At 48.5% G+C, this 21,463-nt stretch carries 15 protein-coding genes; 11 read left to right on the forward strand and 4 right to left on the reverse strand.

What is annotated here, in order from left to right; all coding sequences use genetic code 11:
* Nucleotides 1-50: 50 nt before the first annotated feature.
* Nucleotides 51-2,825 (reverse strand): insulinase family protein, encoded by a 2,775-nt coding sequence (locus Q365_RS0118950; RefSeq protein WP_028024819.1) that lies wholly within the window; start codon nt 2,823-2,825, stop codon nt 51-53.
* A gap of 141 nt (nt 2,826-2,966) precedes the next feature.
* On the opposite strand from Q365_RS0118950, the gene sixA reads away from it, so the two are divergent.
* Nucleotides 2,967-3,458, forward strand: a complete 492-nt coding sequence (sixA, locus tag Q365_RS0118955) for a phosphohistidine phosphatase SixA (protein WP_028024820.1) — start codon at nt 2,967-2,969, stop codon at nt 3,456-3,458.
* 149 nt (nt 3,459-3,607) lie between these two features.
* Here sixA and smrB read toward each other — a convergent pair whose 3' ends face one another.
* Nucleotides 3,608-4,138 carry an endonuclease SmrB gene (gene smrB, locus Q365_RS0118960; protein WP_028024821.1) on the reverse strand — a complete coding sequence of 177 codons (531 nt, stop codon included), beginning with the start codon at nt 4,136-4,138 and terminating at the stop codon, nt 3,608-3,610.
* A 132-nt stretch (nt 4,139-4,270) separates the two neighbouring features.
* On the opposite strand from smrB, the gene prmB reads away from it, so the two are divergent.
* Together prmB and aroC are read left to right on the forward strand one after the other, a co-directional pair.
* A complete protein-coding gene (gene prmB / locus Q365_RS0118965; RefSeq protein WP_028024822.1) occupies nt 4,271-5,203 on the forward strand; it encodes a 50S ribosomal protein L3 N(5)-glutamine methyltransferase in 933 nt (310 codons plus the stop codon).
* Nucleotides 5,204-5,435: 232 nt separating this feature from the next.
* On the forward strand, nt 5,436-6,521 hold the full coding sequence (gene aroC / locus Q365_RS0118970; protein ID WP_028024823.1) for a chorismate synthase: 1,086 nt from the start codon (nt 5,436-5,438) through the stop codon (nt 6,519-6,521).
* A gap of 115 nt (nt 6,522-6,636) precedes the next feature.
* Here the strand turns inward: aroC and Q365_RS0118975 are convergent, their stop codons facing one another.
* Complete coding sequence (locus tag Q365_RS0118975) at nt 6,637-7,296, reverse strand: trimeric intracellular cation channel family protein (protein ID WP_028024824.1); 660 nt, start codon at nt 7,294-7,296, stop codon at nt 6,637-6,639.
* A 234-nt stretch (nt 7,297-7,530) separates the two neighbouring features.
* On the opposite strand from Q365_RS0118975, the gene Q365_RS0118980 reads away from it, so the two are divergent.
* Entirely contained in the window at nt 7,531-8,052 is a 522-nt protein-coding gene (locus Q365_RS0118980) for an elongation factor P hydroxylase (protein WP_028024825.1), read from the forward strand.
* An 11-nt stretch (nt 8,053-8,063) separates the two neighbouring features.
* Nucleotides 8,064-8,330, forward strand: coding sequence for a YfcL family protein (locus tag Q365_RS0118985; RefSeq protein WP_028024826.1), 267 nt, complete (start codon nt 8,064-8,066; stop codon nt 8,328-8,330).
* A gap of 150 nt (nt 8,331-8,480) precedes the next feature.
* Here Q365_RS0118985 and mnmC read toward each other — a convergent pair whose 3' ends face one another.
* On the reverse strand, nt 8,481-10,499 hold the full coding sequence (gene mnmC, locus Q365_RS0118990; protein WP_028024827.1) for a bifunctional tRNA (5-methylaminomethyl-2-thiouridine)(34)-methyltransferase MnmD/FAD-dependent 5-carboxymethylaminomethyl-2-thiouridine(34) oxidoreductase MnmC: 2,019 nt from the start codon (nt 10,497-10,499) through the stop codon (nt 8,481-8,483).
* 195 nt (nt 10,500-10,694) lie between these two features.
* On the opposite strand from mnmC, the gene fabB reads away from it, so the two are divergent.
* From fabB to accD, 6 genes are all read left to right on the forward strand, one after another.
* The gene (fabB, locus tag Q365_RS0118995; protein WP_028024828.1) at nt 10,695-11,906 is read left to right on the forward strand and encodes a beta-ketoacyl-ACP synthase I; all 1,212 of its coding nucleotides are present in this window, start codon (nt 10,695-10,697) and stop codon (nt 11,904-11,906) included.
* Between the two features lie 214 nt (nt 11,907-12,120).
* Nucleotides 12,121-13,260, forward strand: a complete 1,140-nt coding sequence (locus Q365_RS0119000; RefSeq protein WP_028024829.1) for a 4-phosphoerythronate dehydrogenase — start codon at nt 12,121-12,123, stop codon at nt 13,258-13,260.
* A gap of 2 nt (nt 13,261-13,262) precedes the next feature.
* Nucleotides 13,263-14,288 carry an aspartate-semialdehyde dehydrogenase gene (locus Q365_RS0119005; RefSeq protein WP_028024830.1) on the forward strand — a complete coding sequence of 342 codons (1,026 nt, stop codon included), beginning with the start codon at nt 13,263-13,265 and terminating at the stop codon, nt 14,286-14,288.
* Nucleotides 14,289-14,468: 180 nt separating this feature from the next.
* Nucleotides 14,469-19,043 carry a FimV/HubP family polar landmark protein gene (locus Q365_RS0119010; protein ID WP_028024831.1) on the forward strand — a complete coding sequence of 1,525 codons (4,575 nt, stop codon included), beginning with the start codon at nt 14,469-14,471 and terminating at the stop codon, nt 19,041-19,043.
* 352 nt (nt 19,044-19,395) lie between these two features.
* A complete protein-coding gene (truA, locus tag Q365_RS0119015; RefSeq protein WP_028024832.1) occupies nt 19,396-20,190 on the forward strand; it encodes a tRNA pseudouridine(38-40) synthase TruA in 795 nt (264 codons plus the stop codon).
* Between the two features lie 253 nt (nt 20,191-20,443).
* On the forward strand, nt 20,444-21,370 hold the full coding sequence (gene accD, locus Q365_RS0119025; RefSeq protein WP_028024834.1) for an acetyl-CoA carboxylase, carboxyltransferase subunit beta: 927 nt from the start codon (nt 20,444-20,446) through the stop codon (nt 21,368-21,370).
* Nucleotides 21,371-21,463 lie beyond the last annotated feature (93 nt).

The raw sequence follows: 21,463 nt of genomic DNA on the forward strand, positions 1-21,463 counted from the left end.
TAACCCCGTTGAATAACAATCCCCGACCTTGAAACAAGGGCGGGGATTTTTTACCCTTTCTCTAATCGACCTTGTCGAAACTGGTCAATTGACTCAATCTCTCGGGTGTTCTCAGGGTTGCATTGATCAGGATGCGCACCACCGCAGCTGTGCATGATCAGCCGGTCGGCTGTGCGAGGTTTTAGCTGTTCGACAACAAATTTCACCATATCTGCACGCGCCATGCCTTTTATTGCCTCAGCGACTTTCTGACGCTGTGCAAATTCATGATCTTTATTGCCAATACTGACCCAGAATCGCTGTCCCCGCGCTCTTAAATTGGCATCCGGCTCGTCAATCTGAGCCATCAGCCCCTCTTTACTGGCATTCCACTGCGCTTCATTAAGCTCTAGCAGCACCAAGAAAAACGCATTCAAAAAATCGTCAATCGCTTCAATCAGTTTGGTTGGGCCTGCAAGTGGGGATTGCACATAAAAAACGAGCCCAGGGTGGCGGTTGAGCGGCATATTCCCTGAACCAACCATGTAACCCAGTTGCTGCTTTGTGCGCAATTCATTGAAGAAAGTGGCGGACATTAGGTGATTAGCAAACGTAAACAAAGCCGCGTCATTAGCGGTTGTTCCGTGGCTTTGGTAATACACCAGTACAGCTGAATCTTGGTTGTTGCAGTCCAAGTGGTAAGAGGCATTCCCTGCATTTTCTAATAAGACCAATGGCCGTATTGATTCTTGATAGCGCTGGTTATGAACCCGAAGGGCATCTTTGACTTTCTCTGCCAATTCAAGCGTTTGATGTTTCTGCCAATTACCATACACAAACATTTCAACATGCAATTCGGACATCACTCGATGAACAAATTCAGGAAGGCTTTCTACTGTCAAAGGCTCGAGTACATCAATTAAAGCCTCATACGGCGGATTGTTGGGCTGCAAAATGCCTGTCATCGCGTTGTACAAACGGCTGATGGGTTTGTTTTGGGTGGCGTTTTTCCAGCTGCGTAAGAGCTGAGTTTTTATAATGTTAAAGCGCTCAGGGTCAAAATCGCGATTGGCAAATTTGTCCAATACCAGATCGAGCAAAATCGGGAGTTTTTCATTGAAGCCGCTAAGTTTTAGCGTCACACCGCCTTGGTGTGCGTAAAGGTTATAACTGAGCCCCGCGACTTCCGCTGGATAGGCGGCTTCATTAATGGCTTCGAGTAGCATCTCCACGCTCACGCGTGTTTTGACAATGTTCTCAACAGACTCAACGGCATGAGGGCTATCAATAGCGATGTAGACCACGCCTTTTGGTACGCGAAAATCCGTGTCTTGCAGATGCCAGAGGCTAAAGCCGGGTAGCTCTTGGATTTTCTCCGGCAAAATTGTCGTTGGCGATGCCAACTGTGCAGGGTCGAGCTCGTAACTGATAAATGGATTCTCGCCGGGAAGGGCCAGTTCGGGAGAGATTTCCTTAACGTCCCATTTTTCTCGTTGCGACGCGGTAAATGGAATAACTCGATACGGGGTGTCATACCACTTGGCTTGCTTGTCGTATTCGCCGCCCTTGGCTATCAAGGTTAAACGCATGTGTGCGGGTGTTAAATAACTCAGCATTTCGCGGATCAATGCTTCGTCATATCCCGCCATCACGTAGTCACCATAAAGAACATCGTCCGCTTCATAGTGCTGAACGTTCAGTACCATATGGCTTACGGTGTCGAGAGGGCGAGAAGGTTCTTGATAGCGAAAGGCTTTCTCTTGTACGGCGCGTTTTTCTTTATAACGCCATTCATCAAGACCTTGTTCACGCACAAGGCGAATCGCTTGAAACAAGTAGGCGACAATGTCATCGATGTGCTCAAGACCCACTTCGGTCAAGCTGACGCTGATGGTGAATTCACGAAAATTGGAACCGCTGATCCCGCCGCCCGCAGAAAGGTTATTAATGAGACCTTTCTTTTTCAGCAACGACATCACACTGCCAGTGCCCTCGTAGCCAAGCAAGTTGGCAATATAAGACAAAGGCTTAATGCGATAGTGTTGGTCAGTCGCAGGCATGGAGAAGGCGAGCGTAAGTTTGCGAACATCTTTTAATGGCTCGATGGTAATAAACTGCTGCTCTTGAGCAGTGTCAACGAACGGCACATCAGGGATCATTGGCGGTAAATCGAGATTCGGGACTTGCTCGAAAGTATCATGCGCCAGCATCTCGAGAGAATCGAGTGTGAATGGGCCTGTGATTGATGCAGCCATGAGGTTGGCACTGTAATGGCTCTTATAAAAGGCAATCAGTTCATCACGGATAGAACTGCCTTCTCGATCCGCCAGAGTGTCTGTACTGCCGACTGAAAATTTAGAGAAAGGGTGGTCAGGGTTAATGGTCTCTTTCTGCACTTGATAGATGCGACGAACGTCATCTTGTAGTTTCAGACGATATTCTGAATCCACCGCATTACGCTCTTTATCGACCGCCTCTGCGTTAAACAATGGCGCTGAAAAGAATTGGCCAAACCGATCTAATGCTTCTTCAAAATAATCGTGTTGAATATCAAAGAAATAAGTAGTGTTTTCAGTGCCTGTCCACGCATTGTTGCTGCCGCCATGACGACTAGTGAAGGACTGAAACTCGCCAACCTTGGGATATTCCTCAGTGCCCAGAAACAGCATGTGCTCAAGAAAATGGGCTAACCCTTCACGATCAGCGGGGTCACAGAAATGGCCCACGTTCACAGTGAGTGCGGCGGCACTGCGGGGTGCATGCGCGTCTTCGATCAGCAAAACTCGTAAACTGTTATCGAGTGTAATCAGTCGATAGCCGCGGTGATCATTAGGACTTATTTGCACAAAGCACCTTCACTGGTAGTGGCAAGGTCTTAATTATGACTACCTAAGCAAATTGAGGCAAACATCTGTGCGCTTTATCGTTCCAGAATCAACGATTGACTGGTAGCATTATCTGGAATTTAAGAAATCAGCAGTAGTGATATGCGAATTTATATTATGCGCCACGGCGAGGCACAGACATTTGCCGCCAGCGACGAAGAAAGACCGTTGAATGAACGTGGCGAGCAACAGTCTGTTGAAATGGCACGTTGGTTATCGCAAGAATTGCCAGATGGGAATCTCGATTTGGTGCTTGTGAGTCCGTACTTGCGCGCCCAACAAACGTGGACGGCATGTCAAACCGTGATGCCAACGGCGAATAAAGTGCTGACTGACGAAGGGATTACCCCTTATGGCGACAGCGAACAAGTGGCATCTTACCTGCGTGCGTTGATTGCCGTAGAGAAACCGTCGAGCGTTATGTTGGTTTCTCATTTGCCGCTTGTTGGGTACCTCACTGCTGAATTCGATGCGGATAGCCAAGCGCCAATGTTCCCAACATCTGCAGTATCTTGTATCGAATACGATCCTGTTAGTGAGAAAAGTGACGTGCTTTGGTTGAAAAGCCCCGCACAACTGATGGGATACGCGTAAGTATCATCGTTTGTATTAACGAACTACCAGTATATTCAATGGCCAGTGACTCGATCTCAATATAAACGCCCAACAGGGCGTTTTTTTGTATGCGGAGACTATTGGCTAGATACCTAATACCCAAGCATCTTTAGGTGGCTTGGGTATCGCTACTTTTCGGGTATTTCTATAAGCACCAACAAAGAACCCGCGCCGCCAAATTCCAGCGGGGCTTGGTGAAACGCGAGCACGTCAGGGTGCTGCGCAAGCCACAGTGGGGTTTTCTGTTTTAGTATGTGCTTGCCAATGCCATGCATGACACAAGCACAGCTTACGTTTTCTTTAATGCACTCTGCGATTAGTGCGCCCAGCTCACGTTTGGCTTCCAACTGCGTCATTCCGTGAAGGTCCAGAAACATATCCGGCACGTAAACGCCGCGACGCAGGCGCTTCACTTCGTATTTTGACACACCGGTGCGCGCATATTGCGTTGGGCCATCTTCTTTCAGCAAGGGTTCAAACTCGTCTGAAAAATAGAAACTGTGGTCGCGTGCGGTCGATTCAGTCCGCTTTTTCCTCGTTTGTTCCACTGTCTGGCGTCTTGGCGGGTTTATGGTATCCTGCTGCAGTTTTTTAACGCCTTTCACCGCATCGCGGAACAATGAAAAGTCATCGTCTGAGATCGGGGTTTTCTTACTCATAAGTCAATTCCAAATGCCGATAGGCGCATTGTACCCAAAATAGATGCAATGTCTCGTTGTCGAATTTGGAATTGCCCAACTAACAGCGATGAATGCGATGCGTTGGAGTGAATCAGGCTAGTGGAGGCCATTTTGGATAAAATTATTGTTGATGAAGTTGTCAACGAACTACGTACGCTACAGGACATGCTACGTTGGACGGTAAGCCGCTTTAATGCAGCCGGCTTGTTTTACGGTCACGGAACGGATAATGCATGGGATGAAGCAGTACAGTTAGTGTTGCCAACCTTGTATTTGCCTTTGGATGTACCGGCAGATACACGTCACTCCCGCCTGACAACCAGTGAGCGTCATCGTATTGTTGAGCGTGTTATTCGCCGCATTAACGATCGCACGCCTGTGTCTTACCTAACCAACAAAGCGTATTTCTGTGGCTTAGAGTTCTTTGTTGATGAACGTGTGCTGGTGCCACGTTCACCGATTGGTGAGCTGATCCAAAACCGTTTTAGCCCAATGCTAGATGTTGAACCAACACGAATCATGGATTTGTGTACGGGTAGCGGCTGTATTGGTATCGCCTGTGCTTACGCGTTTCCTGATGCTGAGGTGGATTTGGTCGATATTTCGACGGATGCACTCGCAGTGGCTGAAATCAATGTGCAAGATCACGGCATGGAACAGCAAGTGTTCCCGATCCGTTCGGATTTGTTCCGCGATCTGCCACAGGACAAATATGACCTGATTGTCTCTAACCCACCGTATGTGGATGAAGAAGACATGGACAGCCTGCCAGAAGAGTTCCGTCATGAACCCGAGTTAGGGCTGGCGGCTGGTTCTGATGGTTTGAAACTGATGCGCCGCATTATTGCTAATGCGCCTAACTACTTGACCGAGCAGGGTGTGTTGATCTGTGAAGTGGGTAATTCAATGGTACACGTGGACGAGCAGTACCCTGAGCTTCCGCTGACTTGGCTTGAGTTTGAAAACGGTGGTCATGGTGTTTTCATGATGACTTATCAAGATCTCATGAGTGTTGCAGACGAGTTTTCTATCTACAAAGATTAATCACTCAAAGCGGTACCGTTGTACCTATTAAAAGGCTGAAAACATCTGTTTCAGCCTTTTTTCGTTCTCACATTGTATGTTTTGTCGTGTTTATTGAAATGAGCCCCGTTCTACAGTGTGTTGCTTGTAGGGGCTGCAAAAAGCTTTTGCTTCTCACGCTTGGTTATGTTTCATTAACAAGCATGCAGTGAAGCCTTGAAAAAAGGCAGCCAGAAAAAAGACAGAGGAAGTAATGGCAGGCAATTCTATTGGTCAAATTTTTCGAGTCACCACCTTCGGTGAAAGTCATGGATTGGCACTAGGGTGTATCGTTGACGGTTGCCCACCAGGTCTCGAAATTTCTGAAGCTGATCTACAAGTTGACTTGGACCGTCGTCGTCCAGGCACATCAAAATACACCACTCAGCGTCGTGAAGCCGACGAAGTGAAGTTTTTGTCAGGCGTATTTGAAGGCAAAACCACAGGTACTTCTATCGGTTTGCTGATTGAAAACACCGATCAGCGCTCGCAAGATTACTCGAAAATTTCAGATCGCTTCCGCCCGGGTCATGCAGATTATACTTACCACCAAAAATACGGCATCCGTGATTATCGTGGTGGTGGTCGTTCTTCAGCGCGTGAAACCGCCATGCGCGTTGCCGCTGGCGCAATCGCGAAGAAATACCTTAAGCAAGAATACGGCATTGAAGTGCGTTGTTACTTATCTCAAATGGGCGATGTGAAAATTGACCAAGTCGATTGGGATCAAGTTGAGCAAAACCCATTCTTCTGCCCAGATGTTAACAAGCTGGAAGCGCTGGATGAATTGATCCGCCAACTGAAAAAAGAAGGCGACTCTATTGGCGCTAAGCTGACGGTTGTGGCAAACAATGTCCCTGTTGGCTTGGGCGAACCTGTGTTTGATCGTCTTGATGCTGATATTGCTTACGCGTTGATGGGCATTAATGCCGTGAAAGGTGTGGAAGTGGGCGATGGGTTTGATGTTATCAACCAGCGTGGTAGCCAGCACCGTGATGAACTCACGCCTGAAGGCTTTAAAACCAACCATGCAGGTGGTGTTCTTGGTGGTATTTCATCAGGACAAGAAATTGTCGCGCACATGGCGCTGAAGCCAACTTCAAGCATTACCGTGCCGGGCGAAACCATTAACGTTGACGGTGAAACCGTGGATGTGGTGACTCGTGGTCGTCACGATCCATGTGTTGGTATTCGTGCTGTACCCATCGCGGAAGCCATGGTCGCTATTGTGTTGATGGACCACTTGCTAAGACACCGTGCTCAAAATTCAGGTGTGACAACCACCACCCCGAAGATTTAAGTGAAAGATCCTAGGGCCTAGGAAAAGAAGGTCCTAGAAACATTAAAAGCTAAGACAAGAGAAAAGGGCTGACGGTTTAGCACCACCAGCCCTTCTTTTTTGTTCTTTGCCCTTCTTAGGATCTAGGTCCTTCTTTTTCTAAGATATTTTGCTCTTCTTCCGCAAAGCTAAACACAGGTAAACTCCAGCCGAATTTGACGGCCGACATACGAAAGGTAAAACCGAGGATCAGCGTTGATAGCGTGGCGTAGGTTTCGTTAATTCCGTAAGGCTCGCCATAGGTCAAAAGCGCCCAATACATCCCGCCAGAGAAAAACGCGATAGAGGCATAGAGTTCTTTGTGCAATACCATCGGCTGACGACGACACAGCAGGTCGCGCAGTAAGCCACCAAACACACCCGTCACTAAGGCTGAAACCACGGCGATCAATGGCGACAAGCCCATATCGATACCCACGCGACAACCTATAATGCTAAACGCAATCAATCCCAGAGAATCGAGCCAAACAAATAGCTTGTGGTTTCGAGCAACCCAAGACGCCATCCAAGTGGTGACGATACCCGCGATACACACAATGATCAGATAGTGTGGATTGGCCACCCAACCTAACGGATAGTGCCCAAGCAAAATGTCCCGTACTGTGCCACCACCGATTGCGGTGCAACTGGCTACGAGCATGACGCCAAACCAATCCATATTTCTTCTGCCAGCAGCAAGTGCGCCAGTCATGGCTTCGGCAGTAATGCCAATAATGTACAAAGTAGACAACAACATTATTATTCAGTCGGTTGCATTAAAAAAGGAAGATGGGCGGGATTTTATATGTGATGTTCGTCACCTTCCAATGAAAAGCGATGAGGCTAGGCATGAATCAAATTCATGCTTAAACAGGGGCAAGGACCCTAAAAAGTGGGGGAATAGGCAATTATCACGGCGACAATGGGGGTTGGGCTAGGTAAAATGCCGCCTGTTTGATTTTAGCTGTAACTAGATATTTACAAATTACGCATGCATCACGATTACAACGACTTAATTTATGTTTTCAATCAGAGTTTTATTGAATCATTTAACACTGAGCTACTGCTTGGTGGGGATGAACCTATCTATTTTCCTGCGGATGAAAGCCATTCAACGCATCGGATTATTTTCGCTCGTGGATTTTTTGCATCGGCGCTACATGAAGTGGCTCACTGGTGTATCGCTGGCCCAGAGCGTCGATTGCTCGAAGACTATGGCTACTGGTATCATCCTGACGGACGTGACGAACAGACACAGGCCGCATTTGAACAAGTTGAAGTGAAACCTCAAGCCGTTGAGTGGATTCTTTCCGCCAGCTGTGGCTTTCGCTTTCAAGTGAGCTGTGACAACCTCAGCGGTGTAGAGCCTGATCGCGACGCGTTTACGGCAAAAGTGCGTGACCAAGTGCTGGCTTATCTTGAGCAAGGTATGCCTGAACGCGCAAAAAGCTACTCAGATGCGCTTATTGCTTTCTATGGTCGTTCGCCGTTAACGGCTGCTGACTTTACCTAATGAGAGAGAACATGATCCAAGACTACGAAGAAAAGATCCTTGATTTGATTGATGCCATGGTAGAGACAGCATCAGACGACGAGTTGTTTGCTAGCGGCTATTTGCGTGGTCATATCTCATTGGCAGCGGCAGATTGCGAACAAGCTGAGGTTGATTGCATCGATATGTTGAAGCAGCGTGTGGATGGCAGTTTGAAAGATAATGCCAATGAACTCACTCCTGCGGATCAAGTGCTGGTGGCCAACCTTTGGTCCAACTTGCAAAAGCATGCTAGCTAGTCGGCTCAAGACGTTAAGCTAAGCCCATTTGGCTGCAAATAACAGATAAAAGAAAGGCGCTGAATTCAGCGCCTTTTTGCTTTCTATGGTTGGATAATCAATCACTTATACCCAAGCAACCTGAATCCTGCATCTTCAGGTTACTTAGGTTTACAATGCTTTGCCCTTGAGCAATTTTCTCACCCACATACGGCCTGGATGCAGCGCATCCAGTACATCAGTTGGCAAAGGCAAGGGATGACCGCAAATCTGTGAGGCCATCAATTCACCCAGTAGCGGTGCAGAGGTTAACCCTCTGGAGCCCAGCGCCAATATACTGAACAAGTTCGGATAAACCGGAACATCAACGGCACTGTCTTTGTTGTCGCGAAGATTGCTATAGCTTTCGGTTAACTGCGCGTAATCACAGACGTCGCCAACATAGGGGAGATGGTCGCGACTGGCGCAACGAACACCGACACGTCCTGCGCCATGATCGGTATTGACATCTTTTGGCCAGGAAGACGGCACACAGTCAACCAAGCGTTGCTTGTTATCGACTTGGTCGTCCATTCGGAAATCTAGAGACTCGTCATTTCGGCTGTAACTGGCGCCAATACAATGTGTGCCGTTCTTTGTGTTAACTGGGGTGAGGTAGCCATCATAACAAAGCACTGTCTTGAGGTTTTCCAGCACAGGCGTGGTATTGATATGGCTCACTTGACCACGCACCGAATAAGCTGGGATCGAAGCGGTTTGTTCGAACTGTGTAAAGCGATGCCCGTTGGCGATCACAACGGCGTGATGGCAAAACGCATTGTCGTTGTCAGTCGATAACGTCCATTGATCGTTTTCATGCGTTAAGCGCGTGATGTCAGTGTTGTAATGACACGTCAGTAAACCAGTTGCCTGCGCTTGTTCAATCAACCCTTGGGTGAGTTGCTGCGGGCATAACCAACCGCCTAGCGGATAACTAACGCCGCCATGTCTGGTTTCAATATTGGTGAGGGTCGCGGTGTCTTCTGCTGTTAACGCGTGAATAACCTCATCAGGAAATCCGCCCTTGAGCATTTTTGCCAATTTGTCGGCACTTTTCTCATCCCAGCCCAGCTGTGTGACGCCACACCAATCGTGATCGAATCGCACGGTTTCAGCAGCTTGTTCAACAAACTGACGAGAGAACAAAAATGCGGGTGCAAAGAAGCGAGATAACGCGTCATTACTGCCATTGAGTAGCGGGTACACGGCCCCTTGACGGTTTCCTGATGCGCCGTGTCCCGGTTTATCGTGCTCGCAATAAAGGGTGACGTGTTTACCTCGGCGAACCAATGAAATGGCCAATGTGGCACTGGCAACACCCCCGCCAACAATCGCGACATCCAGACTTTCATTACCGCTAACTGTCGGCGCATTTCGTTTGTACCAAGGCGCTTGCTGTCGAGGTTGGTGGCGCTTAGTGATGTGCCCGACAATCATGTCGCGCTTTGTGCCAAACCCCTTGGTTTTCTTCATGTCGAAGCCAGCGTCAATCAGGCCACGACGCACAAAGCCTGCCGCAGTAAATGTCGCCACCGTACAAGACTCACGGGCAAGACGAGCCATGCCGTCAAATAAGCTTTGGCTCCACATTTCAGGGTTTTTGCTTGGCGCGAAACCGTCGAGGAACCAGCAGTCCACAATTCCTTCATCAGATGTCCACACTTGAGGCATACAATCTTTGATGTCACCAAACCATAGGTCGAGCGTCACCATGCCGTCAGCAAGAACGATGCGGTGGCAGCCTGATACCGCTGCGGGGTAGTGTTTTCGCAGCGCTTTTGCGTATTCCGCCAGTTCGGGCCACGCAGCGTGAGCTTTTTCAAGATCACTTTGCGTTACAGGAAATTTCTCAAAGCTGATAAAGTGCAGCTGTTGGTTTTTCGCGTCAGGGTTTTGGTCGCGAAATGCTTCAAACTCTTGCCAAACGGCAAGAAAATTTAAGCCTGTACCAAAGCCCGTCTCTGCAATAACAAAGCGATCTCGATCAAATTGTTGCCAGCGAGCTGGAAGATGATTTTGATGTAGGAAGACATAGCGTGTTTCTTCTAAGCCATTAGCGTTAGAGAAGTACACGTCATCGAAATTATCAGACACTGGCGTGCCGGCGTCATTCCAGTGGATTTGGGCATGTTCAATACGGGGTTGGGTCACAGGCCTTACCTTAATTAAAACTCTGTTTGCACTCAGGTCGCGGATTCTATCGCCAATCCTTCCGAATATACAGATTCGCGGAACAGGCTATGCGAGAATGAAATTTCAGCTTACACGCGTACTCTAGGAAAGCTGACCACTTTAGATGAGCAAAACCGCTATCATCGGTGCGAACTCGAATTGTAGGAACAAAAAATGAAACGAGCCGTAATTACAGGTATGGGAATTGTTTCCAGCATCGGTAACAACGTTAAAGAAGTGCTGGAGTCATTGAAAGCGGGTAAATCAGGGATTAGTTTTTCCCAACAGTTCGCAGACATGAAACTACGCAGCAATGTTTGGGGCGACCTTAAACTCAAGCCTGTCGATCACATTGATCGCAAGAAATTTCGTTTTATGGGCGATGCCGCTGGCTTCGCTTATCTGTCAATGGAACAAGCCATCGAAGATGCTGGCCTAACCGAAGACATGGTTTCCAATGACCGTACGGGTCTGGTTGCCGGTTCTGGTGGCGCATCATCAATTAACCAAGTGCTCGCAACAGATACATTGCGCGAGAAAGGCGTGAAACGTGTTGGTCCTTACATGGTGCCTCGTACCATGTCTTCAACCGTGTCGGCGTGCTTGGCTACACCATTTAAAATTCGTGGTGTTAACTACACCATGAGCTCTGCGTGTGCGACGTCTGCGCACTGTATTGGCCACGCGGTTGAACTGATTCAACTGGGTAAGCAAGACGTTGTGTTTGCGGGTGGCGGTGAAGAACTTGATTGGTCATTGACCATGATGTTTGACGCAATGGGCGCATTGTCGACCAAATACAACGATGACCCATCAAAAGCATCTCGTACCTATGATGCAGACCGTGACGGTTTTGTTATCTCTGGTGGCGGCGGCATGGTTGTTATCGAAGAGCTTGAGCATGCGCTAGCGCGTGGTGCGAAAATCTACGGTGAAGTGGTTGGCTACGGCGCAACATCTGATGGCTACGACATGGTTGCTCCTTCAGGTGAAGGCGCTATCCGTTGTATGAAGATGGCGATGCAAGATGTGGACAGCATTGACTACATCAACACGCACGGCACTTCAACGCCAGTGGGCGATGTGAAAGAGCTGGGCGCGATTCAAGAAGTGTTTGGTCACAACAGCCCTGCAATTTCAGCAACTAAAGCGATGACAGGTCACGCATTGGGTGCGGCAGGCGTACATGAAGCCATTTACTCAACACTGATGCTGGACAACAACTTTGTTGCGCCAAGCATCAATATCGACAACCTAGATGCTGCGGCAGAAGGTCTAGATATTGTGACTGAAATGCGTGAGCAGGAACTGAAGACAGTGATGTCGAACAGCTTCGGCTTCGGCGGTACTAACGCCACGCTAGTCATTAAGAAATACGAAGCTTAAGAGGCGTTATCGCCACTTTAAATTTTCAAGTTATTTGAAAATTTTCCGGGAAGTTGGCTTCTCGCCTACAACAGACGCAGGTATTGACCGTTGAGAGCCGGTCTCTATCTTTCAGATCCTGGATTTTGCCCGGCCATTGGCCGGGTTTTTTCGTTTTCAGTCGTCGCAAAAAACGTCACAATACAGACATGTTGCTTGGAGCAAGAGAAAACACGTGAATATTCTGATTGATGAAAACATGCCGTATGCGGCAGAACTGTTTAGCAAACTGGGTACGGTCACCGCCAAGGCGGGGAGAACACTGACAGCCGATGATCTGATTGATATTGATGCGTTGATGATCCGCTCTGTGACCAAGGTCGATGAAGCGCTTTTGGAAAAAGCCAATCGCCTTCGTTTTGTCGGTACCGCAACCGCGGGCACCGATCATGTTGATGCAACTCTCTTGGCTGATCGTGGCATCTATTTCACTGCTGCTCCTGGCTGCAATAAAGTCGGGGTTGCCGAGTACGTGATCAGCGCGCTTTTGGTGCTTAGCCAGCAGCAAGATTTCATATTAACTGATCGTAAAGTGGGTATTGTCGGCGCAGGTCAAGTGGGCAGTTACTTGTCGAATTGTCTTGCCGCGCTCAATATCCCTTATCTTTTGTGCGATCCGCTAAAAGAAGCCGAAGGCGATGAGCGCGAGTTCCATTCACTAGACGCACTGATCGCAGAGTGCGATGTGATCACCACACACACGCCGCTTACTCGTTCGGGAGAACACCCAACTCATCATTTAATGGGTGCGAAAGAGCTGGCTGCACTCAAGCCTAACAGTATTTTGATTAACGCGGCGCGTGGCCCCGTTGTTGACAATGCAGCCCTAAAAGCGGCGTTGAAAGCAGACAAGCTGACCGCAGTGCTGGATGTGTTCGAGTTCGAACCTGAAGTAGACCTCGAACTACTGCCGTTTTTAGCCTTTGCCACCCCTCACGTGGCAGGCTATGGCTTAGAAGGTAAAGCGCGTGGCACAACCATGATCTTTAACGCCTACTGTGAATTTCTTGGTAATGCCGAGGAAAGCGTCGAAGCTTCTTCCTTGTTGCCTGTCGCCCCTATTCCCCATGTGGCATTGAGTAAGGCATGGGACGCGTCAGATTTGATGGCCTTGTGCCAGCTAATTTATGATATTCGCCGTGATGACAGCGAGTTTCGCCGCGCCATGGCTGATGCCAGTGAGCAGCGCTCAAGCTTTGACCGCTTGCGGAAGAATTATTGGGACAGACGTGAGTACAGTGCGATTACAGTAGCGGGCAAGGCCGAGTTTGGGTTAGAGTCGCTCGCTAAATTAGGTTTTACCGTAGAGGAATAAACATGACACAAGAATTTGATGTTGCATACGACGTCGCTGTATTAGGTGCAACTGGCGCTGTAGGTCGTACCATTATTGAGGTGTTGGAAGAGCGTAAATTCCCTGTGCGCAATCTTTACTTGCTAGCCAGCGAGCGAAGCGCCGGTGAAACCATTCGCTTCAATGGCAAAAGCCATCTGGTCCGTAACGTCGAAGATTTCGACTGGAGTCAGGTACAAATCGCGTTGTTCTCAGCGGGTGCGGATCTGTCTGACCGCTATGCGCCTATGGCCGCCGATGAAGGTGTTGTTGTTATCGATAATACCTCGCGCTTCCGTTATGAGTACGATGTACCGTTGGTTGTGCCTGAGGTTAACCCAGAAGCCATCGCGGACTTCCGTAACCGCAACATTATCGCGAACCCTAATTGTTCAACGATTCAAATGCTGGTGGCGTTGAAGCCGATTTATGATGCAGCAGGCATTGAGCGCATCAACGTAGCGACATACCAATCGGTATCAGGCTCAGGCAAAAAAGGGGTGGATGAGCTAGCAGGTCAAACCGTTAAGCTACTCAACAGCCAAGACGCAGAGCCAAGCTTGTACAAAAAGCAGATCGCGTTTAACTGCTTGCCACACATCGACGAGTTCATGGACAACGGCTACACCAAAGAAGAAATGAAAATGGTGTGGGAAACCCAGAAAATTTTGGGTGATGATACCGTCGCGGTTAACCCAACTTGCGTCCGTGTACCTGTATTCTACGGTCACGCAGAAGCCGTACACATTGAATGTCGACAGCCACTTGATGCGACTGAAGCGATGGATCTACTTTCACGTAGTGAAGGGATTGAAGTGTTTGCTAATGAAGACTACCCAACGCAAGTGAAAGATGCGACGGGTAAAGACCATGTGATGGTAGGTCGTGTTCGCAATGACATCAGCCACCCGAACGGTCTGAATCTGTGGATTGTTGCTGATAACGTTCGCAAAGGCGCAGCTACCAATTCTGTTCAAATTGCAGAAGTCCTGATCCGCGACTACCTGTAACCCTCAAACAATCATGAATTGTTTGGCAGTAAAATGCCGCGCAAACAACCGGCACCAGTGATCTGGTGCCGGTTGTTTGATCACAAAACACAGTTTTATCTTCTCACACTACAGTTTTCAGCCAGCCTTCCGATATAGTTAGGGAAATGACCATTTAGGCTATTATTCTGCCATAGGGGAATGCGGGCAGTGTCTGACGCAGATTTTTATAACACCATGAAGCAAACGCTTTTTTCATCACAAGCAAGCCGTCGATTTGGCAAACTACTTGCTGTCTCAACGTTGCTGCTGAGTCTTGCGGCCACGTTTTCTGTGCATTCGGCCATTCGAATTCTTGGTCCTGTCGATGAATCGCCAGCGCCCAGCACTGTCACGCCTTTATCACAAGCCACACAGACCGCTTCGACCGTTAATCGTCGACAAACTGTTGGGCCAACGCGCGACAATGATACCCTCTGGTCGATCGCGACGCGTAATCAACCTAATTCCGCAGTCTCTGTTTATCAAACAGTGGGCGCGATTTTTCGCTTAAATCCCAATGCATTTGAAGACCAAAACATCCACGGATTGATCCCCGGTAGTACGTTACTCATGCCAACGCTGACGGAAATTCGCCGCGAAAGTACGGATGACGTCGCACAACGCCTTCAAATTGATCAAAGACGTAAAGATGCGCAGCGAGGCATCAATCGTCAGCCATTGAGCCAACAGGTCGCAGCAACCCCAGAGAAGCCCGCTCAACCTGAAATGATGGCGCCTGCCGAAAAAGCGAAACCTGTTACTGCCCCTGAAAAGATGGCCAAGCCTGACGTGCCTAAAAAGCCAGAAATGGCGGACATGGACGCTTCTTCTCAGTCTGAAATGGCAATGAAAGATGGCGATAAAATGGGCGCCGACATGACGCCTCCTAAGCCGGACATGGGCTCAGTGCAAGAGCAGATCGATGAATCTGATTTGCAAATGGGTAAGCTCGTTGAAAGTAACCACATCTTGAAGATTCGTTTAGCAGAAGTGCAGAACGAGTTGTCTGTTTTAAAAGAACAAATGACGGGTGACGAAGCGCTGACGGAAGAAATTAAATCCTTCCTAGAAGCACAAAAAATGCGTCAGGCTCAGATGGAAATGAAAGAGCCATCTTTCATTGAATCGCTGATGGCGAGCCCATTGATGTTAGCCACGGTCGCGATTATTCCCGCGCTATTAGTTATCGGTATTGCCGCGTTTATCATCATGCGTAGACGCAAGAAAGATGATGATATCGAAGAACCAGAAGGGCTCGACGGTGAAGAGCCAGACCTGCCTGTCATTATGGTGCCTGATGTTGACGATGATGAATTGGTGCTGGAAGACGATGAACTCGAAGTTACTGACGACACCGATGCGGATGACCTGTTTGGCGATGAAGGTATTTTTGATTCTGAACTCGATGACATTAACTTGTCAGACAGCTTGGAACTATCCGATGAGCCGACAGAGTCTGGATTAGACATTGACGGTGATTCTGACTTTAGTACTGATACCGATCTCGACTCAATGTCGGATGATGACTTCAGCGCAAGCACCGAGCTGAATGTCGAAGCGAGCACCGAAGGCGCTATCGGCTTAGAAGACATGGAGCGCGCATTAGATGAAATGGCGTCTCAACCTGAAGAGTCGGAATTGAGCCCAGATGAAGCGCTTGCCGCGATGTGGGAGCAATCGCTCAGTGGCGGCGATGACGCGGATGTTGATGACATTGATGCGTTACTGAATGCGACCCAAACCGCTGACGAAGAACCTGCAGCAGATGAGCCTGCTGGCGATGATCAGTCTGCAGCGGATGCAGCCATCGCAGAGGCAGAAGCCGCATTTGCAGCAGCGGCAGCTGAAGACGATGATGACATCACCAATGAAGCCCTTTTTGACAAAGTGTTGGATGACGAGCCAGAAGTCGACTTGTCTCAAGACATTAACCTGTCCGACGATGATCTTGATGACATTCTGAATGAGGCACAAGCCGAGCAAACACCAAGCGAGATCAGCGAGGACGACCCTTTCGAGGAAGATAACACCGCCATGCTCGATGAGTTCTTGGATGATGTTATTAGTATCGACGATGTCGAAGACAGCCTCACCGAGGGTGATAGCGACAACGATGTACAGCTTGATGGCACCGATGCTCTTCTTGATGAACTTCTTGACGATGAAGCGTTGGATGACGATGGAAATCCAATTGCTCCGCAAGACGTCGATGATACCGATTCGCTATCGATTGCTGCAGAAAGAGATACCGATGACATTTCAGATACTGATGCGCTGTTAGACGAGTTTGTTGGTGATGACGACGATCTGCTGGATGAAACTGCATTACTTGATGAAGCCATTGATGACGATGATCTGCTTGCAGAACTTGTAGGTGAACCTAGCGATGACGAAAATGTTGATCTGGGTGATACAGACGCATTGCTGGATGAACTTGTCGGTGACGATGATGACCTTGAAGATGAAAGTGCATTACTGGATGAAGTTCCAGAGGATGACTTACTCAACGACGAACTCATCTCGCTGGATGATGACCTAGTTCTTGATGATGTTGACGTTCAAGCAACAGAACCGTTAGACGCCATTGATGCCGATGACGACCTACTACCAGCTTCAATCGAGGAAGAGCCTCTCGACGCATTAGCGGAAAGCATGGTTGATGAGGCCATTGATGATGTCACCATCGAAGCTGAACAAGCTGAACAAGCTGAACAAGCTGAACAAGCTGAACAAGCTGAAGAGGCAGAACTTGACCCTTCAGAGTCAGACATGGATCTGCTTGATAGCTTACTGGATGAAGGTGAACCAACACCTGACACAGAGCCAATGCCTGCGTTCGATGCATCACCTGACAGCTTAGAAGCACTTGATGCTGAAAAGAAAGAAACGCCAGAGGCATCACAAGACGACATTGACCTGCTCGATAGCTTATTGGGTCAAGATGATGACGCAGCAGCAAGTGCAGATTTGGATGCGGAAGAGTCGACAGAAATGTCTTCATCCGATGAAACCGCGCTGGATCGGGAAGATGATCTTGTCGGTGATATCGAAGAGTCAATTGAAGAAGAGCCATTTGTGTCTTCTGCAGACGAGATCGATCTTGACGATGCTTTTGCAGCGATTGATGCCGCATCTGATGATCAGGATACCGCTTCGAACCTCGTCGACGTCGATATAGCGTCCGACGCCATTGCCCATGAAGAGTTAGCTGGTGGTGAGACAGACGTTGAAAGCGTTGAACAACAAGACTCTGACGCAGAACTAGACGCTGAACAAGAACACGAGGCTGAAACTCAAGAGGTTGAATCACAACCTGTTGAAGAACGAGCAATAGAAGAACAGGCAATAGAAGAGCTAGTGCAGGACGACGCTCCTGAACAAGCTAATGAAGGTAATGATGCTGAAAAAGATACGACTGAAGACGACGCGCCTTTAGATCTGTCGTCTCTTCCAGAGTATGACGAAGAAGCCGCGCTTGCGGACAGCGATTTTGAAGAAGTTGAATCAGGCGATCCTGTTGAAGCAGACAAAGACGACTCATCGTTTGATTTAAACGATCTGCCTGAATACACCGAAGAAGACGCAGCGGTCGATTTTGACACCACCTCTGATTTTGAGCCTGAAGCGAATGAAGTCGCAACAGCCTCTCTCGCCGACGAGGTTTCTGTCGAAAGTGAGCCTGTTGACTCTGCGAGCGTGACAGAATCACCTGAAACAGAAGAACCTGAGTCACAAGAACCTGAGTCAGAAGAAACGGCTGAACAGCCAAGCGAGAGCGCAGAATCGACCTTCACAGCAACAGAAAGTAATACGCTAGCATTTCCACCGGTAGACCCTATCAGTCTTGATGACTTGGGTGAGTTCGATGAGGATGATGCATTAGGTGCAGCGCTTGATGAACAACGAGAGCTGGACGAAGCGGTACCAGAAAGCGAACGTAGCCAGTTCTCGCAAGCTTCAGCAGCAGCGTCGCAAGCACCGTATCGAGCAACAGAGCTTAATGACATCGCTGAATTGGAAGACGATGCACATCAAGTTGCTGGCCTCAATATGGAAGCCTTACTTTCTGAGCCTCTTGATGATGATCAAATGGGGTTGGGCGATTTCCAAACCGTAACGTCGGAAACGGCAGAAGCGGATGAAGCGAAAGACGTCCTGCATTCATTGGAAGACGCGGACTACTCTGAAAGCGGAGACGAAGATGAGTCCTTCCATCTCTCTGAAGGGCTAGAGGAGTCAGACGATCTCGATATCCCCGATGACGAGAGTGGTATCTGGCACGCAGAGCAAACTCCAGAGCCTGAGCTTGAAAGTGAAGATTGGTCTCAACAGCCTGAAATCCTTGGCGATGAAATCAAATCGATGGATTTGGATGCCGATCTTGAAGGGCTACTTGATGAAGCTGAGAGTGAATTGGTCGAGTCCTCATCCAACGGTGATGGCTTCATCAGCATTGATGAACTGATGAAAGATGACGGCTTGCCACAAGATGACCCTGATTCAGCGACGATGGATCTTGATGTTGGGCTCGATGATTTCCCTGACGTACTGAGCGATATTCAACCAGTGGACGTCGACAGTAGCGGTGAAGCCGCAACCAACATGGATTTGGCAAAAGCCTATCTGGAAATGAATGATATTGATGGTGCAATTCAATTGCTTGAACAAGTCATGCAAGGCGATGATTCAACGCTAAAAGAAGAAGCCCGCATGATGATTGAAAAGCTGCACTAAGCGTGAGATTCGAATAAGCGCAGCAAGGCAATCACGACAATAAAAAACGGCAGGGGAGACCCTGCCGTTTTTGTATCTCTATACCCCTATAACCTTGCGAAGTTCCCTGAAACCTGCATCTTCAACTTGCTTGGGTATACTCATCGCTGCATTTTACGATGAGACAGGTATAATGCGCGGCTTCATATCTTCGAATGATGGCATTGGGCGGCACTGGATCTTGCTGGGGACAACACCCGCAAGATAAAGGTTGGCCAGACAAAAACGCACTCAGGGCCATTATGGCCAGGTTTGTATGTCGTCATTGTTGTTCGAAGATCAGGTTATAAATAGCAAAGACAGAGACAAAAGAATGAGAATTGCCCTGGGCGTTGAATATGATGGTGCAAAATACTTTGGCTGGCAGAGACAGCGAGAAGTGCCCAGTGTGCAGGAGCATTTAGAAAAGGCCCTGTCTAAGATTGCGAATCAGCCAATTGAAGTTCAATGCGCAGGTCGCACCGATGCTGGCGTTCATGGCACAGGTCAGGTTGTTCACTTTGATGTGGATGTCAATCGCCCCCTTCGAGCATGGACCATGGGAGTTAACACCCATTTACCTGATGCCATCGCCGTGCGTTGGGCTAAGGAAGTGCCAGAAGAGTTTCATGCGCGCTTCACTGCCACGGCGCGTCGCTATCGCTATATCATTTACAACCATGCGCTGCGACCAGGTATTCTTCGTCATGGCGTGACGCACTGCCATGATGAGCTAGATGAAACACTGATGCATGAAGCGGGACAATACTTGCTCGGTGAGAACGACTTTACGTCGTTCCGCGCTATTCATTGTCAGTCAAAAACACCGTGGCGGAACATCCATCATTTAAATGTGACTCGACAGGGGCGTTTCGTGATCATAGATATCAAGGCCAATGCGTTTGTGCACCACATGGTACGCAACATTGCAGGTAGCTTGATTGAAGTAGGACGAAAACAGCAGAAACCAGAATGGGTTGAATGGTTGCTAGGTGTCAAAGACCGCAATTTGGCTGCTGCAACCGGAAAGGCGGGGGGCTTATATCTGGTAGATGTTGAATACCCAGAACGATTTGAGCTGCCTGAAGCGCCAATTGGTCCCCTATTTTTGCCAGATACGCAGTGCTAGTCACTGACAGTTGGCAAAAAAATCGACATATTGATTAAAACGTGTGCAAGTAATTTGCAGGCACGCGTACGCAAGGCTAGGCAAAAAATAGGTAGTACCAGTTTTTTGTCCAAAGTCTTAACAAGTTGTGTTTTAATTCCTTGTTGAATTTGCAAATATCCAGGCCACTTGTCACCGTTCACATTGAGACAGCTCGATAACATAGAGCCTCAGGTGGTCAAAATGACAGGTGCTCCATTAGAAAAGGTCGTTCATGAGCTGGCTTGAAAAAATACTGACAAAAAGCAATATTGGTTCTTCACGTAAAGTCTCAATTCCTGAAGGCGTATGGACCAAATGTGGGTCTTGTGAGCAGGTGCTTTATCACGCAGAGCTTGAGCGTAACCTGCACGTGTGTCCGAAGTGTGACCATCACATGCGTATGACAGCACGTAAGCGTCTAGAGACTTTCCTAGATGAAGGAAAAGGCACTGAACTCGGTCAAGAGCTAGAGCCAAAAGATCTGCTCAAGTTCCGTGATTCTAAAAAGTACAAAGATCGTCTGTCTGCGGCGCAAAAGGCGAGCGGCGAGAAAGACGCATTGGTTGTCATGAAAGGCGAAATCCTTGGTATGCCTGTTGTTGCCGCTTCCTTTGAATTTGCATTCATGGGTGGCTCAATGGGTGCTGTCGTTGGTGCGCGTTTTGTGCGTGCCGTAGAGCAAGCGATTGAAGACAAATGTGGATTTGTGTGTTTCTCTGCCAGTGGTGGTGCACGCATGCAAGAAGCATTGACGTCGCTGATGCAAATGGCAAAAACCAGTGCTGCACTAGAACGTCTTTCTGCAAAAGGTCTTCCGTTTATTTCGGTACTGACAGACCCAACCTTTGGTGGTGTGACAGCAAGCTTTGCGATGCTGGGTGACATTAACATTGGTGAGCCTAAGGCACTGATTGGCTTTGCTGGACAGCGAGTGATTGAGCAAACCGTACGTGAGAAGCTGCCAGAAGGCTTCCAGCGCAGCGAGTTCTTGCTAGAACACGGTGCCATCGACATGATTGTGGACCGCCGCGAAATGCGTCAGCGCATTGGTGGCTTGTTGGCAAAAATGACCAACCATGAATCACCGCTTGTTGTGCCTGTGGAACAACCTTTAGTCGGTGAGGTTATCGAAGCCGAACCGACAAAAGATACAGAATAAACGTCCCACAAATGAACATCGAAAGAGCGCCTTATGGCGCTCTTTGTCTTTTAGCTGATATGATTGAAGTATTGAAAGCCCAAATAGAATACT

The sequence above is a fragment of the Enterovibrio calviensis DSM 14347 genome (assembly GCF_000621165.1).
GTDB lineage: Bacteria > Pseudomonadota > Gammaproteobacteria > Enterobacterales > Vibrionaceae > Enterovibrio > Enterovibrio calviensis.